Source organism: Sorangium sp. So ce381 (genome assembly GCF_051473845.1).
In the GTDB taxonomy this organism is placed as follows: domain Bacteria; phylum Myxococcota_A; class Polyangia; order Polyangiales; family Polyangiaceae; genus Sorangium; species Sorangium atrum.
The window spans coordinates 1055397-1077263 of the sequence record NZ_CP150336.1 but is presented as its reverse complement, the minus strand read 5'-3'; the positions used below and the strand labels follow the sequence as shown (position 1 = coordinate 1077263).

Annotated in this window: 20 protein-coding genes; 7 read left to right on the top strand and 13 right to left on the bottom strand. The window is 70.1% G+C overall.

Annotation, left to right across the window (positions count from 1 at the left end):
- Positions 1-36 precede the first annotated feature (36 nt).
- The 4 genes from WMF29_RS04015 to WMF29_RS04000 all read right to left on the bottom strand — a co-directional run bounded on the left by WMF29_RS04015 (position 37) and on the right by WMF29_RS04000 (position 4863).
- A complete protein-coding gene (locus tag WMF29_RS04015; protein WP_437327565.1) occupies positions 37-591 on the bottom strand; it encodes a DUF1003 domain-containing protein in 555 nt (184 codons plus the stop codon).
- A 172-nt stretch (positions 592-763) separates the two neighbouring features.
- Complete coding sequence (locus WMF29_RS04010) at positions 764-2455, bottom strand: hypothetical protein (RefSeq protein WP_437327564.1); 1692 nt, start codon at positions 2453-2455, stop codon at positions 764-766.
- A 132-nt stretch (positions 2456-2587) separates the two neighbouring features.
- On the bottom strand, positions 2588-3805 hold the full coding sequence (locus WMF29_RS04005; protein WP_437327563.1) for a hypothetical protein: 1218 nt from the start codon (positions 3803-3805) through the stop codon (positions 2588-2590).
- A 707-nt stretch (positions 3806-4512) separates the two neighbouring features.
- Positions 4513-4863: a hypothetical protein gene (locus tag WMF29_RS04000; RefSeq protein WP_437327562.1), complete on the bottom strand. Its 351-nt coding sequence runs from the start codon at positions 4861-4863 to the stop codon at positions 4513-4515.
- On the opposite strand from WMF29_RS04000, the gene WMF29_RS03995 reads away from it, so the two are divergent.
- Complete coding sequence (locus WMF29_RS03995; RefSeq protein WP_437327561.1) at positions 4844-5548, top strand: hypothetical protein; 705 nt, start codon at positions 4844-4846, stop codon at positions 5546-5548. The two genes, WMF29_RS04000 and WMF29_RS03995, sit on opposite strands and share 20 nt — an antisense overlap.
- Before the next feature lie 138 nt (positions 5549-5686).
- Here WMF29_RS03995 and WMF29_RS03990 read toward each other — a convergent pair whose 3' ends face one another.
- The 5 genes from WMF29_RS03990 to WMF29_RS03970 all read right to left on the bottom strand — a co-directional run bounded on the left by WMF29_RS03990 (position 5687) and on the right by WMF29_RS03970 (position 11527).
- A complete protein-coding gene (locus tag WMF29_RS03990; protein WP_437327560.1) occupies positions 5687-6544 on the bottom strand; it encodes an ATP-dependent Clp protease adaptor ClpS in 858 nt (285 codons plus the stop codon).
- Between the two features lie 70 nt (positions 6545-6614).
- Positions 6615-7613 carry a hypothetical protein gene (locus tag WMF29_RS03985; protein ID WP_437327559.1) on the bottom strand — a complete coding sequence of 333 codons (999 nt, stop codon included), beginning with the start codon at positions 7611-7613 and terminating at the stop codon, positions 6615-6617.
- Between the two features lie 195 nt (positions 7614-7808).
- Positions 7809-8303, bottom strand: coding sequence for a cupin domain-containing protein (locus WMF29_RS03980; protein WP_276597168.1), 495 nt, complete (start codon positions 8301-8303; stop codon positions 7809-7811).
- Positions 8304-8420: 117 nt separating this feature from the next.
- On the bottom strand, positions 8421-9710 hold the full coding sequence (locus WMF29_RS03975) for a DUF1552 domain-containing protein (protein WP_437327558.1): 1290 nt from the start codon (positions 9708-9710) through the stop codon (positions 8421-8423).
- A gap of 71 nt (positions 9711-9781) precedes the next feature.
- Positions 9782-11527 carry a DUF1592 domain-containing protein gene (locus WMF29_RS03970; protein ID WP_437327557.1) on the bottom strand — a complete coding sequence of 582 codons (1746 nt, stop codon included), beginning with the start codon at positions 11525-11527 and terminating at the stop codon, positions 9782-9784.
- Between the two features lie 553 nt (positions 11528-12080).
- Between WMF29_RS03970 and WMF29_RS03965 the strand changes: the two genes are divergently transcribed.
- Complete coding sequence (locus WMF29_RS03965) at positions 12081-13670, top strand: B12-binding domain-containing radical SAM protein (RefSeq protein ID WP_437327556.1); 1590 nt, start codon at positions 12081-12083, stop codon at positions 13668-13670.
- Complete coding sequence (locus WMF29_RS03960) at positions 13660-14121, top strand: hypothetical protein (protein ID WP_437327555.1); 462 nt, start codon at positions 13660-13662, stop codon at positions 14119-14121. Before WMF29_RS03965 ends, WMF29_RS03960 begins: the two co-directional genes overlap by 11 nt.
- 69 nt (positions 14122-14190) lie before the next feature.
- Here WMF29_RS03960 and WMF29_RS03955 read toward each other — a convergent pair whose 3' ends face one another.
- Positions 14191-14778: a helix-turn-helix domain-containing protein gene (locus WMF29_RS03955; RefSeq protein WP_437327554.1), complete on the bottom strand. Its 588-nt coding sequence runs from the start codon at positions 14776-14778 to the stop codon at positions 14191-14193.
- A 29-nt stretch (positions 14779-14807) separates the two neighbouring features.
- On the opposite strand from WMF29_RS03955, the gene WMF29_RS03950 reads away from it, so the two are divergent.
- Positions 14808-15038 carry a hypothetical protein gene (locus WMF29_RS03950; RefSeq protein ID WP_437327553.1) on the top strand — a complete coding sequence of 77 codons (231 nt, stop codon included), beginning with the start codon at positions 14808-14810 and terminating at the stop codon, positions 15036-15038.
- A 118-nt stretch (positions 15039-15156) separates the two neighbouring features.
- A complete protein-coding gene (locus tag WMF29_RS03945; protein WP_437327552.1) occupies positions 15157-16008 on the top strand; it encodes an NAD(P)H-binding protein in 852 nt (283 codons plus the stop codon).
- Between the two features lie 48 nt (positions 16009-16056).
- On the opposite strand, the gene WMF29_RS03940 is transcribed toward WMF29_RS03945, so the two are convergent.
- The gene (locus WMF29_RS03940; protein WP_437327551.1) at positions 16057-16866 is read right to left on the bottom strand and encodes a hypothetical protein; all 810 of its coding nucleotides are present in this window, start codon (positions 16864-16866) and stop codon (positions 16057-16059) included.
- Positions 16867-17575: 709 nt separating this feature from the next.
- On the opposite strand from WMF29_RS03940, the gene WMF29_RS03935 reads away from it, so the two are divergent.
- Positions 17576-18067: a UPF0262 family protein gene (locus WMF29_RS03935; RefSeq protein ID WP_437327550.1), complete on the top strand. Its 492-nt coding sequence runs from the start codon at positions 17576-17578 to the stop codon at positions 18065-18067.
- Positions 18068-18296: 229 nt separating this feature from the next.
- Here WMF29_RS03935 and WMF29_RS03930 read toward each other — a convergent pair whose 3' ends face one another.
- Positions 18297-18803, bottom strand: a complete 507-nt coding sequence (locus WMF29_RS03930; RefSeq protein ID WP_272097846.1) for a DUF1993 domain-containing protein — start codon at positions 18801-18803, stop codon at positions 18297-18299.
- 401 nt (positions 18804-19204) lie between these two features.
- Between WMF29_RS03930 and WMF29_RS03925 the strand changes: the two genes are divergently transcribed.
- Positions 19205-19777, top strand: coding sequence for a hypothetical protein (locus tag WMF29_RS03925; RefSeq protein WP_437327549.1), 573 nt, complete (start codon positions 19205-19207; stop codon positions 19775-19777).
- Between the two features lie 105 nt (positions 19778-19882).
- Here WMF29_RS03925 and WMF29_RS03920 read toward each other — a convergent pair whose 3' ends face one another.
- A complete protein-coding gene (locus WMF29_RS03920; protein ID WP_437327548.1) occupies positions 19883-21793 on the bottom strand; it encodes a response regulator in 1911 nt (636 codons plus the stop codon).
- Positions 21794-21867 lie beyond the last annotated feature (74 nt).

Sequence of the window (21867 nt, the reverse complement as noted above, 5' to 3'; positions counted from 1 at the left end):
CAGGTGCCGCAGCTGGCCTCGCGCGCTCACGCGGCCTCAGGTGCCGGGCCTGTCGCGCGCCGCCCGCTCGATCTCCTCGATGACCTCTTCGGGTCGGACATCCTTCTTCAATTCGTCCAGGTTTGCGTCCTCTCCGCTGGTGACACCGAGATGACGAGCGATGTCGTCCACGAGGCCGATCAAGCGCGTGACCTCGTGCTCGGCGAGGAGGTTGATCTGGAGGTCCAGATCAGCCCGTTTGTCCGCGAGCGCCTGCATCCGATTCTGGCTGATGAGCACGAAGGTCGACAGGAAGATCGCCTCGACCGACGCGATCATCGCCAGCATCACGAACGGGAATGGGTCGAAGGGCTTGATCCCGGGGACGATGCCCAGGTTCAACAGGATCCAGCCCCCGAACAGGAGAGCGTGGATATAGACGAAAGGCATGCTCCCCGCGAAGCGGGTGATCGTGTCTGCCACCATCTCTTGGTGGTTTTTTCCACGTTCCATCTTCTCTCGTACGGCGAGCAGGGTATCTATGTTGCGCCGGACCAGGTTGTTCAGCTCGCTCGCGTTCGCGTGACGTCGATTCCGATCCATCGAGGCCATGCGGGATGCAAGTTTCGCCCCCACGGGACGACCTGCGCCCTTCCCGACGTGGCCGTGCCCGCAGGGGATGGCTGGCCGCTGCGCCAGCCCGCAGGGCGTCGGGACGGTGTGGCCCCAACCCGGGCACGACCGCCGGTGCCCGGGCCTGGTGCGCGCCAGCGAGCTCCCGCCCTCAGGGCGTGAACATGCCCGTGTACGTCTGTGCCTGGGCCAGCGTCGCCCCTCGGTACTTGAAGGGCGCCTGTCGCGTGTGCTCGCCCAGGTACGCGGTGATCTGCACGCTGTAGTACCGCCCGCTCTCGAGCACGCCCTCCGGCACCTTGACCGTGGTCGCCGTGGTGTCGACGCTGAGCACGCTGGTGCGCTGGCTCAGCACCGCACCGTCCGCGTCCTTGACGTCATCATAAAGGAAGACGACGACGCGGTACCCGTCCGGCTCGCCCAGATCCGGCGGCTCGAAGGTGATGGTCGGTGTCGCGCCGGCGCCCTCGGTCACCGTGTCCACCGGCAGGCTCACGCCGTCGATCCGCGGGTCCCGCGGCAAGCCGAGCAGCGGCTCCACCGCCGCGCCGTTCGCGTCATCGGCGCTCGTGACGACCGCAACGAAGCCGCGCAGGCTCTCCTGGACCTCATCGACGGGATGCATCACACGCGTGCGGAACGTCACCCGCACGTCGAGCAGGTCCATGCCTCTCCCGGCGTACGGGTTGCCATACTGGTACGTCGCCGCGTGGTCGCCGGGGTGGAACGTCGTCAAGGCAGCATTGCACCCATCCGGGCAAAGCTCAGCTTCGCACGTGTCGTCCGTCGAGAAGCAGGTTGGGTCGACCGGCTCCTGGCCGCTCGTGACCTGCACCTGGAGCAACGTGGGTGTGCTTCCATAGAGGGGCACGCCGGTGCCGGGCTCCTGGTACATCACCATCGAGGTGACCGTGCTCGAGAGGACGGCCGGCGCGTTCGCCGTCACCTGCGCGATGAACCGCGATATCCGGAGGTCGGCCGCGAAGGTCGACAGATCGAGCGGCGCGAGCGAGCCGCCGAAGGCGATCGCCTGCCCGTCTTGCATGTTCACCTCCCCCGTCGAGAACGACGCTTCCGCCACCTCGTACGTGAACGAGGACCAGGGATCGTGCGGGTCCGCCTGATCGGGTGGCGAGCCCGCCTGATGCGCGACGAGCTGGGTGACGTGCAGGACATCGCCCTTGGAACCATCGACCAGCGGCCGCCCGCCGTCGTGCGACGCCGGAAAGACCTTCTGCCGCCAGTTGAACGCCCAGCCCGAGCAGGCCGTGTCCCCGTCGGCGGGCGCGCCTTTCGTCCCCTCCTCCGGGACCAGCGAGGCCATCGCGTCGACATTGAAGCTGTAGAGCTCGATCCTGTCCTGGAGCGGCTGGACCACCGCGCCCTCCGCGTCGCGGCTGAACTGGTGCCAGGCCTTGAGCCCGTCCGCGGTGAGCGCAGCCTCGGTGTCCTGCGTCGCGTTGCCGTTGTCGGGCCGCCCGGAGTACGCGCGACCGAAATCGACGGTGCGCGCCGTCGCCTGCAGCATCGCGCGGCTCTTCGGCGCGTTCGTCGCGCGCTCGTCCGGCGCGGTGGTCGTCACGATCCAGTACTCGCCCTGGGGCACCGCCGGGATCTCCCAGCGCGAGCCGTCGGCCGACAGCGCGCCCTGGAAGGTCTGCACCGCGCCATCCGCGGCGATCACCTGGGCCTCGACGGACTCGTACTCCGACATATCTCGGCTCACGGTGATCTCGCCGCCCTCGGTGACGTACCGATCGGTCAGGCCGAGGACCACGCCCTCGAACGACTCTCCGTCATCTCCACATCCCGGCACGGCCGCGAGGATCGTTATCACCAGCACTGAAGAGAGATGAGTCCACGTGCGCATCGTCCCAGTAGACGAAAGCGTGCACAAGCAGCGCAAGTAGAAAATTCCACCCGATGCGGTTCTCCCTCAGGCACCCTCGCCGCCGGGCGCGCCCGCCGCGGCCGCTCACGCGGCGACGAGCATCCGTTCCCCGTCGCGCCGCGCCGCCGCCCACGTCTCGTCCCAGGCGGCGTCGGCCTCCGCGCGCTGGAGCCGGCCGAAGGCCTGCACCTCCTGCCGCTCGCCCTCGACCTCGGCGTCATCCGCCGGCGGCGCCGGCGCCGGCCCCGTCATCACGTCGCCGAGCGCCTCGCGCACCTCGCGCCCGCCCTCGGCCAGGCAGTAGGCGAGCACGCGCCACCCGAGCTCGGCGTGCAGCGCCTCGTCGCGCGCGATCTCGCCGAGCGCCGCGCGCACGCCCGCGTCCTTCGCCCCCGCGAGCGACCGGCGCGCCCGGGCCGCCGCCGTGCCCTCGCCAAGACAGCCGTCGTGCCACGCCTCGAGCGCCATCCGCACGAGCGCCGCCTGGCGGTCCGCGTCGCGCGCCGCCGGAGGCGGGAGAAGCGCTGGCCTGAGGCGCCACCCGGCGAGCGCGCTCGCGATCTCGCTGCACCGCGCCGTGTGGCGGACCTCATCGCCGAGCGCGGCGAGCGCCCGCGACACGAGCGACGCGGGCGCGCCCACCGCCATGAGGTCCCGCGCGAGGGCGACGAACGCCGGGATGGATCCGCACTCGGCCCGCGCGCTGTCCAGCCATGCCCCCGCGAGCGCCGCCCGGGTCGCGCGATCGAGCCGCGCCGGGCGTGACGCGGCAGGGCCCAGCCCGAGCACCGGCGGGAGCACCACCCCGTCGGCCGTGCGCAGCGGCCGGCCGTCGATGGCATGGGACCGCTCTCCGAAGGGCCGATTGGCGCGGACACCCATGCCAAACATCCCCTCGGGGACGAACAGCTCGCCCGACAGCGGAATGACCGCGCGCGCCGAAAAATCGACGACTACCGGTTCGAACAGGCTGGCCATCGCGCCGACGTGGAGCCCGTGCTGCGCCGGGAACTCGTCGCTGATGCGGGTGCGGTACGTCCAGCCGAGCTCACCGTCGATGCTGCAGGCGACGGCCTGGTCGGAGTTGCCCGAGGTATCGCCGCCGCCATGGCTGCCGATCGCGAAGCGGCCGGCAGAGAAGTCGAGCCATGTCGCCTGCACGAACGGACCGAATCCCATGCGACCCGAATCGAACACTCCGGCCATGCTGCCCTCCATGAGGAACGTCGCGCGGAGGTCGCCGCCAAGACCGAAGGCGAGCTTCTGGCCGAAGGAGACCGACACGGAGATCCCAACCGACATGGCAAAGGGATCGTCGGCGCGCGCCTGGCCGGGCAGCGAGACGAGGGCGGCGACACCGAGGGCGGCAAGCGTGGGCGGGAGTGCGCGGGAACCCAAAGACATGGAACCTCCGTAAAGCCAAAAGGGAGCCAAGAATCGATCTTGACTCCAAATTTACCAGATGGCGCGAATCGGGACGACCGCGTTGCGTGACGGAAAGCGGCTCTGGAGGGCGGGAGCACGCGCCGCGCGCGGTCCGCTCGGAGCTCCATGCCGCCCGACCGACGGCGAGCGAGCTCGTGGCGGAGAAGGTGTCACGCACAACAGAGCGCGACCTTCTGGGCGGAACATCCCATCCAAGAGCCCGCGAAAAAAGATTGAGCCTCGATCCTGCGGCGTCGCCACATAGCCATCTGGGTGTTGCAAAAAGTTTGCTGAATTGAGAAATTCCACTCGCCAGGCGGATGGGGCACCGGCGCCCTTGGCTGGGTCGTGGCCCCCAGTCCCTCGCCTGCTCGACCTCGGGGGTGCGGCTGGCAGCAACAGTACGTCGGGCTCCGGGGCGCAGGCGGTAGGCTCCACGGCGCCCACCTCCTGCGACGACGGCGCGCAGCGCCCCGAGGACAGGACCTGCCGCGCGCCCTCCCATGCCAGTGAGCCTCGCCGCCCCGCGGCGCGGCTGCCCTCCTGCTTAACACGAGAAAGGAAACGCAGACCATGACACGCACTTATCTCCACTTGCTGCTGCCTCTGACCCTCGCGCTCTTCTCGCACGTGGTCGGCTGCTCCGGGTCAGACTCGGATGCGAACACCTCGAGCGACGGCTCGACCACCTCCGGCGGCGGCACCACCGCATCCACCTCCGGCGGCGGCACCACCTCGACCACCTCCGGCGGCGGCACCACCTCATCCACCTCCGGCGGCAGCACCACCTCGTCCACCTCGAGCGGCGACACCACCTCATCCACCTCGAGCGGCGATACCACCTCGTCCACCTCGAGCGGCGATACCACCTCATCCACCTCGAGCGGCGGGACGACCGAGAAGTTCAGCTTCTTCGTGACCAGCCTCGCCGCCATGCGGGAGCTGTCGGGCTCCCAGGACGGCTTCGGGGGCGACCTCCGCTTCGGGGAGACGGGGCCGGGCGCCGGCCTCCGCGGCGCGGACAAGATCTGCGCGACGATCGCCGAGAAGAGCCTCCCGGGCGCAGGGAGCAAGACGTGGCGCGCGTTCCTGAGCGCCGCGGCAGGCGAGGACGGGAAGCAGGTCAACGCGATCGACCGGATCGGCGAGGGGCCCTGGTACGACCGGCTCGGCCGGCTGGTCGCGAACGAGAAGGAGGAGCTGCTCAACACGCGTCCCAGCGGGGCCGACGCGGCGATCATGAACGATCTGCCGAACGAGGACGGCGTCCCCAACCACCAGCCCGATCCGGGCCAACCCGCGGTCGACAACCACGACACCCTGACGGGCTCCAACGCCCAGGGGCAGCTCCAGGGCGCCACGGCGACGTGCAAGGACTGGACGGCCAAGACGGGAGACAGGGCCGAGGGGGGACCGCAGCTTGGACACTCGTGGCCGCGGGGCGGCGGCGGCGGCCCGGGCGGGGGCGGGAGCGGGTCCCACTGGATAACGTCTCACAATGCACCGGGGTGCGCGCCGGGGGTCACCATCGTGGACATAGGAGGCCCCCAGCAGGGCTCGAACACCGTCGGCGGCGGCGGCGGCTACGGCGGCATCTACTGCTTCGCCCTGACGCCCTGACGCAGGCAACCCGGCGCCCGCCGCCCCCCGGCCGACAACGCCATCCGCCGCCCCGAGCTGCCGGCTGAACGACGAGCTCATCGAGCTCACCGCGGGGCCGCCGTGCTGGATCGGGCTCTGGCAGCGCCAGCCGTCGTCTCAGGAGGATCGCGGCGCGCGCAGCTCGCCGCCGCGCGCCTCTTCCGCCCGGGCGGGCTCGGTCGCCCAGGTGAAGCCCATCTCCTCGGCCGCCGGGCCGAGCGTGATCCGGATCGGCATGCCGCGCTCGCGCGCGACCTGCGTCGCGCGCGCCAGGAGCCCGGCGGCGACGTCCGGCGGATACGGGCCCGCTGCGGCGGAGCCCGCGAGGTGCACGGTCAGCATGAAATGCGTCGCCTCGACCTCGTCCATTCCGAAGCAGTCGACGAGCAAGCGCTCCACGGCTTCCATCCTGGTCACGTCGTCGTTCCAGAACACGATCTCGACCAGCTCCCCTGCATGGTTGCTGCGCTCCGGGGCGCGGGGCGGCTTCCGGCTCGCCTGGTCGAGGTCGGGACACGCCCTCGTGAGCAGCGCGGCGGCGAAGCAGCGCTCCCCCGCCGCCTGCGCCGCGACCACCAGATCGATCGGCGACGGGCCCCGCCACGACACCGACCTCGACCAGGCGCGATCCGCGATGGCATTCGCGGCCGGCGATAGCTCGAGCGTGGCGAGGTCCGTGGGTGCCTCGCGCGGCCCCGCGAGGTGTCGAGTCAGCTCGCGCCGCAGGGACGCGGCGCTCGCGCCGACCGATGCGACCAGCGTTGCCACCCGGCGATCGCAGAGCGCAGCGAGCACGACGTGCTCCGGGAGCAAGACCCGCTGCCCGCGCCGGATGGCTTCGAAGCTCGCCGTGTACATGACCACGGTGCTATCGCCGCGCGGGCGCGCGCGTGAGCGCCGCTTCCGCCGGCGGTGGAGGATGGCGAGCCCGGTCGCCAGCACGAGGAGCAAGAGCCCCACGAGGAGGATGCGCATGTGCCCTGCGCATCCTACGCCGAAAGGAGGGGTTGCCTCCAGCGCGCCTCGTGGGGAGTGGGTTTTATGATCAGTTACACGGCCCGAGGTCGGCCCACTCGGCCGGGCACCAGAACGTCGGGTTGCTGGGCGGGCAATCCGGGTGCGACCACCAGATCTGCTGGGTCGCCGACCAGAGGTGGCCGCCGTTGGTGACCTGCGTGGAGGGCGTATACACCTGCGCCGACGCCCACGCGGGCACGCCGCTGCAGTTGTTCGTGGGCACGGTCGACGTGCAGGCCTCCCAGGTCGACGGCGACGCGCTGAGGTTCTTGTTCTGGTAGACGTAGGGAGCCGCGTCGTGGAACGACCAGGTGCTCGCGCCCGACATGTTCTGCCAGGCGCCCGACGTCGTCTTCACCTGCTGGCGAAGCATCTTGATGGGCGCCTCGCAGGAGACCTGCGGCTCGGGGTACTGCGGGCCCACGTCGGCGAAATGCTCGATGTCGTGCGCATACATCTCGACGGTGCTGCGCGCGTCCTGGGCGAGGAACTGCCAGCCGGCGCCGTCCTTCATGTCGACATAGAGGCAGAGCTGGGCGCCGGTCACGCTCGCGACCCGCTCGGGCGTGCACCACTCGTACTTGAAGACGACCTGCTGCCCGGGCTGCAGGTCGCCGAGCGAGCCGCCGCAGGTGCCACCCGAGCCCCACTGGGTGTTGCAGCTCGAATGATTCCCCGTGACACCGTTGTCATCTCCGAAGTAGTAGACGAACCACCCGTCCGGGCTGTGGTAGATGCCGGACTCCAGATTGTAGTACCACTGGCCCACCGCGGTCCAGGCCGTGGACTCGTTCAGGAGCTCGGGGACCTGCCACTCGATGAGCCAGCCACGGGTGTCACCGACGGTGCCCGTGTAGCTGCTCGTCAGATCGTAAGTTCCGCGCTGGCTCGCCACCCCGAGGCTCTCCTCGTCGTCCACGCCTGCACCGGCGGTGCAGGCGGCGGCGCCGAGGGCTCCGAGGAGCAACAGCGCCGCGCCGAGTCGCGGCAGGGCAGCGCGTGACGGACGGCGAGAATAGGCATGCATGGACAGAGTGCTCTTCTCGATCATAAGGATTCTCCTGAGAGCGATGTTTTCCCCCGCGGCCCTGAATAGCGCGGGCGGAGGCCGCCCACCGTTAAGTCGTGTTAAGCCGAACGACGTGATTCGGGGGTCAGGCGCTGGGCGCGCGGGGGCCGGTCGCGGCGTAGGTCGATGCGCTGGCGGCGACGTGAAGCGCGTTCACCGGCGCGCCGCCTCCCATTCGGGGCTGCTCAGGAAGTACGTATCGTAGAGCTCCTGCACGTCGCGCAAGGTCTCGGGCGGCTCCTCGCCGCGGGCGATGCGCGTCAGCTTGCGGAAATAGTCGAAGCGCTCGACCCCGGGGGTGATGACGACCAGGAGCTCTGCGCCCTTGCCGCGCGCGGCGGCGAACGCGTGGGCGACACGCGGAGGGACCACGAGGAGATCGCCCTTCTCGGCCGTCACGACGTCGCTGCCCGAGAGGACCTGCACCGCGCCGTCGAGCACGTAGAACATCTCGGCCGAGCCATCATGGCGATGGGGCCGCGCGCCGTCCGCGTCCTTCGCGAGCGTCACGCGCACGGTGGAGAGGGCTCCGCCCGTCGCGCTGCTGTCCGCGAGGAGCTGGATCCGCGCGGCGGGAGAGCCGACGATCTCGGCGTCGGCGCCACGGACGACGACCGACCGATCGAAACAAGGCTGGATGATCGACATGCCGCCCAGTGAAGCACCCGCGGGAGGAGCGCTCACCTGGAAAAGCCTACGGAGCGCGCCCGCAGGCGGGGCGCCGCATGCGCTGCGTTCCGCGCCGCCGGCGGGAGCGGCGCCTGCTCAGGTGAGCGGCAGGGCGCCCCCGATGTTCAACGCGCCCTCGCCGAAGCTCTTGATGTCTTCGAAGCCCATGTAGTGGAAGCAGCTCACGAGCATGTCGGCGAAGGAGCGATCGCTGCGGAAATCCACCAGCCGCCCGCGCCGGAAGTAGTCGTGCGCCTTGCCTGCGAACACGACCAGGCTGTCCTCGATGGTGTGGCTGTTGCCCTGCCCGAGCTCGTTCCAGTGCACGACGAGCGTATGATCCCAGAGCGTGCCGTCGCCGTCGCTCGTGTTCTTCAAGATCTCGTAGAGCTTCGTGTTCTGCTCCCAGAGGTGCCTCTGGATCTTGCGCACCTTGGCGAACGAGTCGTCGTCGCTGTTGTGCGAGATGTCGTGGTGCCCGTCGCTGAGGCCCAGGTTCGAGTAGACGCGGTTGCTGGTGTTGCCGCTCCAGTTGAAATGCACCACGCGCGTCAGATCGCAGGCGAACGCGAGGGCGCTGATCTTGAAGAACAGCTCGCCCATGATCGCGTGGTTCTCGTCGGCGTAGGGGTCGAGCCGCTCGCCGAGCGGGGTGTTCACGCACGCGGCCGCGCCGTTGCCGGCCTGGAGCGCGCGCTCGACGTCGCGCATCGCGTCGAGGTGCTGCTGGATCTTGGCGCGGTCCTCGGCGCCGACCCTCGTGAGGAGGGAGTTCCCCTCTTCGCGCACCAGATCGATGGCCGACTGCTTCTTCGCCAGGCGCCTCAGCACCTCTTGCTGCGCGCCCCCGCCACCGGGCATGGAGGCGAAGATCCGGGCGTAGGCCTCGTACGGGTCCGTCTCCGGCGGGATCGGGTTCTGCTCACCCGCGGGCCCCGCGTGGGAGTGCGTGTTCCAGATGTCGTTCCACTTGTCTCCGACGCGGTACACGAGGTGCCGGTGAGCGACGCCCTCGTTGGCCTCCAGCACGCGACCGCCGATCACATAGTCGGCGCTCGGCCCCTCCACGTAACCGATCGTGCTCTCGGTGCCGCCGATGGGGAACGACCCGGTGCCGGACTTCCACGGAGCGAGCGAGCTGCCGCCCTGCTGGTGGTTGTCGGCCCGCTCGGACTCCGGCAGATCGTAGAAGTGCTTGTGCAGGTTGTTGAGAAAGAGGAGATCCTCGCGGTACGGATCGAGCGGGGCGAGGAACTCGCCGAGCTGGAAGCTCGTCTCACCGCCGGCGTCGAAGCGCCTGTCCGTCTCGTCGCCGTTCGCCTGGAACACGAACATGATACGGCGCGGGGACGGCGGCGTCTGCGCTCGCGCGCGGCTCGAACGCATCGCATCGAGGAACGGGAGCGCGAGCGCAACTCCGGATGCGCCACGCAGGAAGGTACGGCGGCTCAGAGGTTTCATTGTTTCTCCGGGACGATGACGGGGCGGTAGCGGAAGGCGTCGGTCTGCGTGAGCGCGACCACGAGCTCGGACAGGCTGTAGCCGCTGTCCTTGAACGCGAGCGAGAGCGACGCCATCGAGCAGCGATCGGCGTCGGTCTTGTCGCGGCCGTAAAAGAAGCGGAAGTTTTGCAGCACGTAGCAGGCGCGCGCCTCCTCGCTCTGCGCGAGGCGCTGGCCCAGCTCGGCGGCGCTCGCCACAGGGCCGTTGATGTCGCGCGTGCTCGTGATGTCGCTCGAGGTGTCGATCGGCCTGCCGGCCTCGTCCGTTGTGCGGGGACGGCCCACGGCGTCGAACGACTCGAACACCACGCCGATGGGATCCATCAGCGAGTGGCACCCAGCGCAGCTCGGCTCGGTGCGGTGGAGCTCGAGGCGCTCGCGCTGCGAGAGCCCCTCTCCCAGGCCCTCGAGATCGAGCTTCACGTTGTTGGGCGGCGCGGGCACGATCTGGCACAGGAGATCGGTGCGCACCTTGAGGCCGCGGCGGACGATCGAGGTGCGGGTCGCCTTGTCGCGCGTGAGCATCATGCCCTGGGTCAGCACGCCCGAGCGGCCAGGCATGTCGACCCTGACGAAATCGTCGCCGCTCACCCCGCTCACGCCGTAGTGCTGCGCGAGCGCGGCGTTCACGAAGCTGTAGTCGCCGGCGTAGAGGTCGCCGAGCGAGCCGCTCGGGCTCGCGAGCAGGTCCTTCACGAACGCGCGCGTCTCCGCTCGCAGCAAGGCGGGCAGGTCGCGCGAGAGGTCCGGATACACCGCCGGATCGCGGTTCATGCTGCTCAGGATGTCGGTGTCGAGCCACTGGTCGAAGTACTCGAGCAAGCGCTCGGCCTTGGGATCGGCCAGCATGCGCCGCACCTGGCCTTCGAGCTGCTCCGGCGTGCCGAGCTCGTCCGCCTCCGCCGCCCGCGTGAGCTCCTCGTCCGGCTGCGACTGCCAGACGAGGTACGAGAGACGCGAGGCCATCTCGTACGGCGTGGGCTCGGTGACGTCACCCGTGCTCGCCTGGCCGAGCTCGACGCGATAGAGCACGTTCGGCGACTGCAGCATGCTGAAGACGACCCACTCGATACCGTCGTCGAAGGTGTACCCGTCCGATCCTGCGGTGAAGCGCTCCTCGTAACTCTGGACCTCGGCCTCCGTGAGCGGCCGACGGTACGCCTTGGCGCCGAAGGTGCGGATGAACTCGCGCGCGCACTCGATCTCACCGAGCTCCTCCGGATCGCAGGAGACAAGGCCCGAAGCGCGGGCCGCGACAGCGGCCACCTGCTCCGCCGCGTCGAGGAACTTCTGCGCGACGAGCGAACCGACGGTCAAGAAGCTCGCGTTGTTGCGGAAGCCGAGCGACTCGGACTCGTTCGGGAACGTGGCGACCACCTTGTCGACGGTGGAGGCCACCCCCTGGACGCCGGAGAAGAGATCCTTCAGCGTGTTGGCGTACTCGTAGTTGCTGAGACGGCGGAGCGGCGCCGTACCGGGCTGCGGCGTCTGGCAGAACGCCGAATCCAGCACGTCTTCCGGGGGCTGGACGATCCCAGGCTCGTCCCCGCCGGGGTCTGTGCCAGCCCCCGTGGACTGGCCGACCCCACCAATGTTGCCGTTGCAAGCCGCGACGAGCGCGAGCAAGAGCGGCGCAGCGTACCTGAGTTGTGAGCCGAAAAGCTCGAGATGCCAGCGATGCGTGTGTTGCTCGGGGTTCACCGTGTTCTCCACGCCGCGCCCGACGAAAGGCACGAGTTAGTGCGAGCGCCGACCACATGGATCGGCACCTGCACGGGTTTCCGACGCTGCGACTCAACAGCGTCGATTCGACATGATGTACCAGAACCTGTCCCGCCTGGATCACGGCAGAAGTCGATCACAGACATTTTTGTGCCCAAACGACCCACCAACCCACCCATTTGATCTACTGTCGTCGCGCTTTTGAATCCAGACGGTAGCGGTGCGTGGCACCTCACCGAATATCACTGCTGACAGCAAACACTTCGACTACCAACGACTTCGACGCCTGGACGTGGGTACTGATCAAATTTGGACAGGGAGGCGGGGAGGCAGGGAGAAAAACAAACTTAGCAAATCTCCATGCCTCGCCGTCTCCCTGTGATTTTCCTCGGGCAAAGTTGACCACCACCTGGACGTGGAGACGTCGGGATCGCGCTGGAGGAGAAGGCGCCTTCCTTCCGTCGTGAGGTCGTGGCACCATCGCCGCGCCAGGCGCGGTTCGATTCGACAGACGCTCGCGGAGGTGCGGCCGATGGGGGTCAAGGTTCTCTTCATCGTCAAGGAGATAGAGGGGGCCGAGCCGCTCGGCGCCCTGTACGTGGCGGGCTGCCTGGAGCAAGCGGGCCACGAGTGCAAGTTCATCGGCACGCGCGGCAACGACGTCCTCGCCGAGGTGCGGCGGTACGGGCCGGACGTCATCGCCTTCGGGGCGACGACCGGGCTCCATCGCTACTATCTCGGGCTCAATCACCACATCAAGCAGCATTACCCGAAGGCGGTGTCGCTGATGGGCGGGCCGCACGCGACGTATTACCCGGAGGTCATCCAGACGCCGGGGCTCGACGTGGTCTGCCAGGGCGAGGGCGAGGACGCAGCCGTCGAGCTGTGCGACGCGCTGGCGCGAGGCGACGATCACCGCGGTATCCTGGACCTCTGGGTCAAGTCGGAGGGGAAGATCTACAGGAATCCAGCGCGCGGGCTGCGCCGTGACCTCGACGCGATCCCCTTCCCTCCGCGGCATCTGCTGTACGAGTACGACGACAGCCTGCGGCGGCGCCCCCTCAAATCGTTCACCACGAACCGGGGGTGCCCCTTCCCCTGCAGCTATTGCTTCAACCCGTCGCTGGTCGAGCACTACGGCCCGAGCTGGAAGAAGGTGCGGGTCCGGAGCCCCGAGAACGTCGTGGCCGAGCTCGTCCACGTAATGAAGCAAGGTCCGCTCCAGTTCGTCGGCTTTCGCGAGAGCATCTTCGTGTACGACGCCGAGTGGTTGAGGCAGTTCGGAGAGCTCTACCGTCGCGAGGTGAAGCTGCCTTATTACTGCCACCTGCGCGCCGACATGATGACCGAGGAGATGGTGGATCTCCTCGCCTGGTCCGGCTGCTACACCGTCAACGTCGGCATAGAGACCGCGAACCCCGAGCTCGCGAACGGCGTCCTGCGGCGCCAGATCCGGATGGACCGGCTCGTCCACGGGATCCGCCTCCTCAAGCGCGCGGGGATCGTGGTCTTCGCCGACAACATCCTCGGCATCCCGGGCGGGACGCTCGAGGACGATCTGGCGACGCTGGAGCTCAACATCGAGCTCGACGTGGACTACGCCGCCGCCACGCTGTGCACGCCCTATCCGGGGACGGGCATCGCTGCATACGCGGTCGAGCACGGCCATTTCAGCGGGGACTTCGACCTCATCGACGACAGCTATTACACCGAGTCGGTGCTTCGCTTCTCGTCCGACGAGGAGAAGCGGCAGATCGAGAACCTGCACAAGGTGTTCGCTGTCACGGCCGCCATTCCTGCGCTGCTGCCGCTCGTGAGGCGGCTCATCAAGCTCCCGCCCAACGACTTCTTCTATGCGATGTTCCGCGCCTGGTACCTCGTCTGCCACATGACGGACGTGATGCCGCGCCGGCTCGAGCTCGCCGAGCTCGTCAACAGCGCGTTATCGATCTTCGGGGTGTACCGCGGCGCCGATGAGAACCGGTATCCCGCCCCGGCCCCCGAAGCGTTGCCCGTCGTTGCGCTGCCAGCGCAGGCTGCCTGCGGGGACACGAGGACCATCCAGCTGAGACGCCGCCCGCGGCACGGGGCGGAGAGCGCGGAGGCGCCGGATGTTCGCTGATCCGAAGAAGGTGGGGCTGCGGCGGCTGAAGAGGCGGCTCAAGGCGGGCGCGTCGATCGCGATCGCCATGGCCGCAGGGGCGTTCCTTGCCTGCAAGGGCGGCGCGAGCGACCCGGGCGCGTCGCCGAGCGGCCCCGACGCGCGGACGGGCCCTGACCGGCGGGGGGCGGCCGGAGGGAGCAGCGGCCAGAGCGCGCCCGCCCAGACCAGCGGCTCCGTGAGCGAGGGCGCCTCCGACGCCGGCGAGGAGTTGGATGCCGCGGCGCCAGCGGACGGGGAGGCTGGCCAGGCCATCCTGGTCCGCGACGCCGGCGCCCCCGCGGACGCCGGCGCCGGCGGGGCGATGGTCCCGAGCGGCAAGCCTGACGCCGGCGTGAAGCCCCGCGCACCGCACGTGGACAAGGAAGAGCACCGCAAGGGGATGCCGGTGCGGGACAACCTCCTCGAATGATCCCGGAGGGCGCGCGGCCCCGGGATGCGCCGCGCTTGCGGAAAAGAAGCGCGCCTGCCGGCGCGGAGGTCACCCGCGCGCCGTCGCGCCGCCGCACCCGGGCCTCGCGGACGTACGCGCGCCCGCGAGGTAGGCCCGCGGCGTCACCCCGAGCAGCGACCGGAACTCGGCCGTGAGGTGGGCCTGGTCGTAGAAGCCGGTCTCGAGGGCGAGCCGCGCGAGGCTCGTCGTGGCGAGGCGCTCGGCGGCGCGACGGATGCGCGCGATGCGGGCGTAGCGCTTCGGGGAGATGCCGATCTCCTCGTGGAAGAGCGCGCGCAGCGTACGCTCGGCGACGCGGAGGCGCCGCGCGAGCGCGGGGATGGAGGCCTCCGGGTCGGGTGCCTGCGCGGAGGCGTCGAGGGCATCGACGGCGCGGCGCAGGAGCGCCCGGCGCGCCGGGGCGTCGGCGCTCGCGTCGACCGCGCGGCAGAGGGCGTCCTCGAGCAGGCGCACCGCCGCGGCCGGGTCCCCGCCGGCGCGCGCGAGCGCTTGGCGGAGCTCGCGCGCGCGTGCGCCCCAGAGGTCGTCGAGCGGGACGACGCGATCGACGAGCTCGTGGGCGGCGACGCCGAGGGCGGGCCGCGCGCCCCCCGGGGTGGAACGAGAGGCGCGCATAGAGAGGCACCGCGCCCGAGGGCTTGAACGTGGCGCGCTGGAGCGGCCCCACGGCGGCCACGACCGGCTCGCCGCCGGTCCAGCACGCGACGAGCGACGTGGTCCCGCTCGGCAGCCGCGTCCACCCCGCAGGCGGCGAGGGGACGGCGCTCATCACGTGGACGTCGGAGACCCAGGAACGGAGCGGCGCGCGCGGCGAGAGGTCGCGGCGCTCCGAGCGGGAGGGCGGGAGCAACGGCGCAAGCACGGCAGCAGTGTAGCGCGCCCGGCCTCGGGCGCCTCGGCCGTCGCGCGCCGAAGCGCTCGACCTTCGTGCCGGAATCTCCAAGAGGCGGCCTCGCCGGGACACCAGGCTTCGCTCTCGAAACGGAGGTGTTCATGATCCTTGTTGCCGGTGCGACAGGCACCATCGGTCGCGCGCTGATCCCACAGCTGCTCGCCGCCCGGGCCGACGTGCGGGTGCTCACCCGCGATCCCGCCCGCGCGCGTGCGCTCTGGGGGAGCGACGTCGAGGTGGCCTGCGGAGATTTCACGGATGCGCCGTCGCTCGCGCGCTCGCTCGACGGCGCCGACCGCGTCTTCTTGCTCACGGCGCCGGGGCCGACGGTGGCCGATCACGACCGCGCGATGGCCGCGGCGGTGATGCGCTCGCGGGTCGAGCAGATCGTCAAGCTCTCGGCTTACGGCGCCGAGCAAGAGGACCTCATCGCGTCCAGCTGGCATCGGGCCGGAGAAGAAGCGGTGATCGCGACGGGGCGCCGCTTCACGCTGCTCCGGCCGGCGGGATTCCACTCGAACGCGCTCGCGTGGACCCCCAGCGTGCGCGCCGGCGCCCCGATCGAGATCTCGACCGGCACAGGGAAGCACGCGATCGTCGACCCGCGCGACGTCGCGGCCGTCGCCGCCCGGGCGCTCACGTCGAACGATCACGACGGGCGGGCGTATACGCTCACCGGGCCCGCCGGCCTCGACGCGCACGAGCAGATCGCGATCCTCGCCGAGGCGCTCGGGCGCCCGATCGCCGCCGAGGACGTCACCGTCGAGCATGCGACGGCGAAGATGCGGGCGGCCGGCGCCCCGGAAGCGTTCGTCGCGGCGGTCGTCCAGGGCCTCACGTTCCTGCGCGACGGGCGCGCGTCGGCGCCGACGGACGACGTCGCCGCGGTCCTCGGCCGCCCGCCGCGGCCCTTCGCGGCATGGGTCCGGGATCACCTCGACGCATTTCGCTGAGCGCCCGCGATCGCAGGGGCACGCCGCCGAGAGGCCCACATCACGCGATCATGGGTAGAAGCCGACGTCGTCGATATAGACGTCGAAATCCTCCCCTTGCGTGAACCCAAACTCGATCGCGAAGAGCCCTGTGAGGTCGATGGGCTCGGCGCCTTCACCACCGCGCGCGAACTCCTCGAAGGGGATAACGACCGGGGCCCACTCCGCGCCGAGGTGCGTGGTGGTTGACAAGTCGTCGAAGCACGGATTGGCCACGTCCTCTCCCGATTCATCGCAGATCCCGCCCGCGGGGTCCGAGGTCTTGTCCGTGATGTTGACCTTCATCGTCGTCGCCGCGCCCGCGTCGCCGCGCTTGGCCCAGAACACGATACCGCTGTACGCCGACGCGTCGTAGGCGAGCCGGCCCCCGTCGGGGCCGTTCAGCGCGAAGCCGAACCCGGCGCCCCACTCGGTGAAGCCGGATCCGAACGTGTGCATCGCCCTCGTGCTCTCGCCGCGCGGCTCCGCGAGCGTCTCCGGGATGAACCCGACGGGATTCTCTTCCGAGTAGACCGGGGGAGTCTGCGTGCCCGTCCCATCATTGAAGCTGTACCAGTAGCCGACCCTTCCACCGGCCTCATCGATGGCGCTGTCGCCGTCTTCCATGTCGTCGATCAGCTCGACGTCCGTGGGGACGACGACCTCGCCCCCGCCCGCGCCGGCCTCGCCGCCCGTACCGGCCTCGCCGCCAGCGCCCGCGCCGGCCTCGCCGCCCGCTCCTCCCAGGTGGTAGCTATCGTCCAGCCCCACGAGCGTGGTGCATCCACCGGCTGTGAGCATCCACGCCGCGCACATCCATGCTGCACGCCTCGTCGCCATATCTCCTCCTACCACCACCGCGTGGGCGCGGTCCACCGCGGCCCCACCGCGCCCACGGCACCCCGGAAAGGCCGCCGGCGTTGGATGAACCTGCCCTGCGGCGCTGGACGACACGCCGGCCTCGCGGCGCAGGGCCGTTCCGTGAGACCTTCTGTGCATGAGGTCGCCCAGAGCGCCTGAATCGACAGATGGGGTCCGGCGGCCTCGCTTGACCAGTCGTTGACTCGTCGGGCGGAGAGAACGAAGGAAAGATTCACAGGGAGACGGGGACACGGGGAGACGGGGAAGCGAGAGATGGGAATCAGTCGTTCGACCCATCAGGCTCGGCGGTGACCGCTTCGGGCGGCGTCGATACGGGGCGGCTGGTGCCTTCCACGACGAGACGTTTGAGTGCATCGCCCGGAGTCATTCTCTCGAACAGACCTTGTCGTCGTTCCCCGAAGCGCTCGACCTGTGCACAAAGCGCGTCCTGGCGTGACGTCGCCGCCCAAGAAGCTGTTGAAGCAAGCGGCCGCGCGTCGGTGGTTGGGGATGACGAAGCAGAGATTGCTACGGAATTCTATCCAGGGCGTTCGAGGGTCTCGACGGCGATCGCGCACCGGGCCAAATGTGGACAATGCGTAGATTATGGAGTTTTGTCGACTTCTCGGTCGCCGACCGTGAGCCGTTACAATCGTGACGCGTGAGCGCTACAATGAGCTCAGCCCCTATGCCCGTCCATGCCATCCGAATCGAAGAGCGCCTCTGGTCGAGCGCGTCGCCGCTCCGCAGGCAGGAGTGGCGCACGATCACGGCCGATATCGTCTCCGGCGAGCCGCCCTGGCCCTCGCGCGAGCCCTGCACCCTCGTCGCCGGTTGCGACGACAGGGACCTCCACTTCGTCTTCACGGCGAGCTCCCTCCCGGTGGACGCGCTCGCCCTCGCGCGGGCGGACGTCGCGCCGCTCGTGGGCGAGTACGTGGGCCTCATCAGAAAGCTCTCCGGGGACGACCTCTACCCCGCCCACATCGAGCCGCTCGACATGGCCAAGCGCGTCCTCCACGACGCCGGCGCGGGGCGGATAGGCGCCCTGCTCCCCGACCTGAGCCCGAGCTTCGAGACGCGCCGCCGCTTCTTCTCGCTCGTCGTCTCGCTCCTCGTCGACACGACGCGGCTCGGCCCGCTTCCAGCGCATCAACACGATCGAAGGCGCGCGCGGTAGTCAGCCCCCTGACAGCCACGGCGTCAGGGCATGCCCGCAAGAAAAGAAATCCCCGTCTCTTCTGAATCCGCCCCCGAAGCGACGAAGAGCGGCGGTCACCCGCACAGGAGACGGGCCCAGATCGGCGTTTTCGGCGCGGAAGCGCACTTCAGTGCGCTGAGCACCGAAAACGTCGAGGTGGGCCCGTATCCGCAGCGGGTGCCCGCCGCTCGGGTGACTGCCGCTCGGATTAGCGGGCGCCCAGGAAGTCCATCTTGCCGATGTCGAGCCCGTTGTGGCGCAAGATCGCGTAGGCGGTCGTCACGTGGAAATAGAAGTTGGGCAGCACGAAATTCAGCAGGTAAACTAGGCCCTTGAACTGCAGCGTCTGGTCGCGCGCCGGGATGGAGACATCGCGGTCCTCGGAGCCGTCGATCTGCTCGGGCCGGAGGCTTTTCAGGAACGCGACGGTCTTGGCGATGCGGGCCTGTAGCTCATCGAAGCTGGCCTCGTTGTCCTCGTACTTCGGCAGGTCCACGGCCGCCAGCCGCGCTCCACAGCCCTTGGCCGAGTCGGTGGCGATCTGCACCTGGCGCGTGAGCGAGAGCATGTCCGGGGCGAGGCGCGCGTCGAGCAGGACGCGAGGCTCGATCTTCTTCGCCTCGGCATACGCGGCGGCCTTGGTGAGGATCGCCGAGAGGTTGCCGAGCATCCTGACGAGCACCGGGACCGAGGCTTGATACATCGAGATCGTCATCTTCTCATCTCCTTGCTATCGCACGGTTCAGGCAGCGCGTTCCCCGCACGGCGCACGCGGCGCGGCGCCGACGCACCCCCCGGCGGGGACGCGAGCAGGCGCGAACATAGGGCATCCTGCTCGTCAGGCAAGCACGCTCTCTCACGCGGGGCCGCCCGCGACCACCCGGGCGCCCGAGCACGCGCCCGTTCGCCGGGATCCACGGACTCCAGCGCTGAGGACACGCCCGCCGGGCGCTCCGCGTCATGACGCGCTCGTGAAGTAATGTAAAGGGCATTGACGAACCAGACTCCATGAGGGGATGCCGCGGCGAGCGGCTCGGTGCCGGGGAGGGCGCGGGACGGGAGCGCGCCGTGATGGCCCTCGACGGCCGCGAGGGCGGCGCGCTATAGGGGGCGCCGATGCGGAACATCCTTTTCCTCTGCTTGTTCACGGCTGCGCTCGCGACCGGATGCGGCTCCACGACGACCGACCCCGACCCGACCGGGAGCGGCGGGTCGACCGCCAGCTCGACCAGCGAAAGCTCGACGGCCTCCAGCTCGACCAGCGAAAGCTCGACGACCTCCAGCTCGGCCACGGGCGCGACCTGCGTTCCTGGCGAGACCATGTCCTGCACCTGTCACGCCGTCAGCGCGCCGGGCGTCGCCACGTGCCTCGCCGACGGCAGCGGCTACGGGCCGTGCATGGAGCAAGGCGGCGGCGCCTGCCGCTGTCCCCTCGGGCGCAGCGACGGCTGCTGCCCTGGCGACGGCATCTGCTGCGCGTGCGTGCAAGGCTGCGATCCGAACACGGATCCCCTGCAAGATGCCGAGACGGACGCGCTCATCGCCTGCGTCTGCGCGACGGGCGTGTGCGCCGAGGAGTGCGAGACGGAGTGCGCCGGCCGGGGCATCGCGGCGGACTGCAGGGCGTGCGTGCAGCAGGCGGGCGCGGACGCGTGCAAGGCGGAGTACGAGGCCTGCGGCGGGATATGAGCCCGCGCCGCGCGGCGCGCGGCCGACGGCGCGCCGGGGGGCGGGGTCCGACTCCCCCCTTCCCGGCCGGCCCCGATTCCCACCTTCCCGCCCCCGGGCTCGCCGCTACATCCTCTCGGGCTCTGCCGCTCTCGCCTGCAGCAGCGCCTCGATCCGCCGGAGCAGCTCCGCCGGGTTGATCGGCTTCGGCAGCACACGCCCCGCGCGGGCCGAGAGGAACCGCCTGCTCACCTCGCTCGTGCCCCCTCCGGTCATGAACAGCACCCGGTCGACGAGCGCCGGCAGCTCCGCCTCGATCCACTCGTGGAGCTCTATCCCCGTGCCCTCCTGCATCACGATGTCGCAGAGCACGACATCGAAGGCCGAGTCCAGCCGGAGCGTCCTCTGGGCCTCTCGGCCCGAGCGCACGCAGACGACCTCGTGCGACGCCTCGAGGAGCCCGCGCAGCGCGCGCAGGAGGAGGGGCTCGTCGTCCACGATCAGGATCCGGGCGCGCCGCGTCGGCTCGTCATCCCGCGCGGGCGCAGGCGGCGCGCGACGAGGGGTGCGCTCGGCGCTCGCCCAGGCGGGCAGCCGGACGCGGACGCAGGTGCCCACGCCGGCCTTGCTGCTGACGCCGATCGTGCCGCCGCACGACTCGACGATGCTGCGGCAGATCGCGAGTCCGAGCCCCGTCCCCTCCCCCGCGCGCTTCGTGGTGAAGAACGGCTCGAACAGCCTGTGCATGTGCTCTTCGGGCACGCCGCAGCCGGAGTCCACGATCTCCGCGACGACCTCCCGGCCCTGATCGCGGGTCCGCACCTCGACGACGTTGTCGGCGACGCGCCCCTCCTCGATCGACTGCGCCGCGTTGATGAGCAGGTTGACGAACACCTGCGTCAGGCGCCCCTCCGCGCCGCTCACGGGAGCCACCGAGGCGAGCTCGCGCACGACCCGCGCGCGGTGCTTCATCTGGGAATGCACGATGTTGAGCGCGCTCTCGATCACCGCGTTGACGTCGGTCGGCCCGATCGCCTCGTTCGCCTCCGCGCGCGCGAACACCCTGAGATCCCCGACGATGTCCATCACGCGCGCCGCGCCGTGGCGGGCGTCCGCGAGCGGCTGGGCGAGGTGCTCGGCGGCGACGCCCTTGTCGGCCAGCCGCCGCACCTCGCGGGCGAGCAGCTCGAGGTTGGCCACCACGTACGCGAGAGGATTGTTGATCTCGTGGGCCACGCCCGCCGCCAGCTGGCCGACCGCGGCGAGCCGCTCGCTGCGCTCGAGCCGTGACCGCAGCTCCTCGGCCCGGCGCCGCCCGGTCACGTCGCGCAGCAGCGCCATGCGCGAGGGGCGCCCCTGCCAGTCCACGTCGACCCAGCGAACGTCGATGACGACCTGCTGCCCTCCGATCTCCAGGCTCGTCTCGCCGGCGCAGAGCGCCGCCGGACAGCCCCGCCCGGCGACGGGGCGCCCGTCGCCCAGCAGCGACTCTGCAGCGGGGTTCGCGAAGAGCACCGTCCCGGAGGGATCGAGCACGATCACCCCATCGGCGCTCCGGGCGATGAGCTGGTGCAGGTTGGCCTCGTTCTCCCGGGCCTCCGCCATCGCCCGCGCGAGCTGCGTCAGGAGCTGCTGGCGGCTGACCGCATAGCGGATGGCTCGCCACAATGAATCCGCGTCGAGGCCCCGCTTCACGAGGTAATCCTGCACCGAGGCGCCGAGCGCGCGCTCCGCGAGGCGGACGTCGTCGTGGCCCGTCAGCACCACGATGGGCACATGGGGGTCCACCGCCCGCACCCGCTCGACCACCTCGATGCCTTCCCCATCGGGCAAGGACAGGTCGAGGAGGACGACATCCCACCCCTCGTTCACGCGCGCGAGCCCGGCGGCGAGCGTCTCCGCGTGCGCGAGCTCGGCGCGCTGCCACGGCACGGCGTCGAGGTGGCTTTGCACGACCGAGGCCGCGATGGCGCTGTCCTCGATCAGCAGGAGGCGAAAGCGAGGCGCAGGCGGCGCCCGGCTGGGTTCAGCGGACATGGTGACCCCCTGACGGCTAAGGAACTCCTACGCTTTCCCGGAAGTCAAGCGCCTCGCGCGCTGGCCGCGCCAGC

What these genes read in the sequence shown, in the direction of transcription:
- WMF29_RS04005 (WP_437327563.1), bottom strand. Translation starts at nt 3,805, where the DNA reads ATGTCGGTTGGGATCTCCGTGTCGGTCTCCTTCGGCCAGAAGCTCGCC.
- WMF29_RS03965 (WP_437327556.1), top strand. Translation starts at nt 12,081, where the DNA reads ATGGGGGTCAAGGTTCTCTTCATCGTCAAGGAGATAGAGGGGGCCGAG.
- WMF29_RS03945 (WP_437327552.1), top strand. Translation starts at nt 15,157, where the DNA reads ATGATCCTTGTTGCCGGTGCGACAGGCACCATCGGTCGCGCGCTGATC.
- WMF29_RS03940 (WP_437327551.1), bottom strand. Translation starts at nt 16,866, where the DNA reads ATGGCGACGAGGCGTGCAGCATGGATGTGCGCGGCGTGGATGCTCACA.
- WMF29_RS03980 (WP_276597168.1), bottom strand. Translation starts at nt 8,303, where the DNA reads ATGTCGATCATCCAGCCTTGTTTCGATCGGTCGGTCGTCGTCCGTGGC.
- WMF29_RS04015 (WP_437327565.1), bottom strand. Translation starts at nt 591, where the DNA reads ATGGCCTCGATGGATCGGAATCGACGTCACGCGAACGCGAGCGAGCTG.
- WMF29_RS03990 (WP_437327560.1), bottom strand. Translation starts at nt 6,544, where the DNA reads ATGCGCATCCTCCTCGTGGGGCTCTTGCTCCTCGTGCTGGCGACCGGG.
- WMF29_RS03930 (WP_272097846.1), bottom strand. Translation starts at nt 18,803, where the DNA reads ATGACGATCTCGATGTATCAAGCCTCGGTCCCGGTGCTCGTCAGGATG.
- WMF29_RS03975 (WP_437327558.1), bottom strand. Translation starts at nt 9,710, where the DNA reads ATGCGTTCGAGCCGCGCGCGAGCGCAGACGCCGCCGTCCCCGCGCCGT.
- WMF29_RS03935 (WP_437327550.1), top strand. Translation starts at nt 17,576, where the DNA reads ATGCCCGTCCATGCCATCCGAATCGAAGAGCGCCTCTGGTCGAGCGCG.
- WMF29_RS03985 (WP_437327559.1), bottom strand. Translation starts at nt 7,613, where the DNA reads ATGCATGCCTATTCTCGCCGTCCGTCACGCGCTGCCCTGCCGCGACTC.
- WMF29_RS03960 (WP_437327555.1), top strand. Translation starts at nt 13,660, where the DNA reads ATGTTCGCTGATCCGAAGAAGGTGGGGCTGCGGCGGCTGAAGAGGCGG.
- WMF29_RS03920 (WP_437327548.1), bottom strand. Translation starts at nt 21,793, where the DNA reads ATGTCCGCTGAACCCAGCCGGGCGCCGCCTGCGCCTCGCTTTCGCCTC.
- WMF29_RS03925 (WP_437327549.1), top strand. Translation starts at nt 19,205, where the DNA reads ATGCGGAACATCCTTTTCCTCTGCTTGTTCACGGCTGCGCTCGCGACC.
- WMF29_RS03955 (WP_437327554.1), bottom strand. Translation starts at nt 14,778, where the DNA reads ATGCGCGCCTCTCGTTCCACCCCGGGGGGCGCGCGGCCCGCCCTCGGC.
- WMF29_RS04000 (WP_437327562.1), bottom strand. Translation starts at nt 4,863, where the DNA reads ATGGCGGCGAGGCTGGTCACGAAGAAGCTGAACTTCTCGGTCGTCCCG.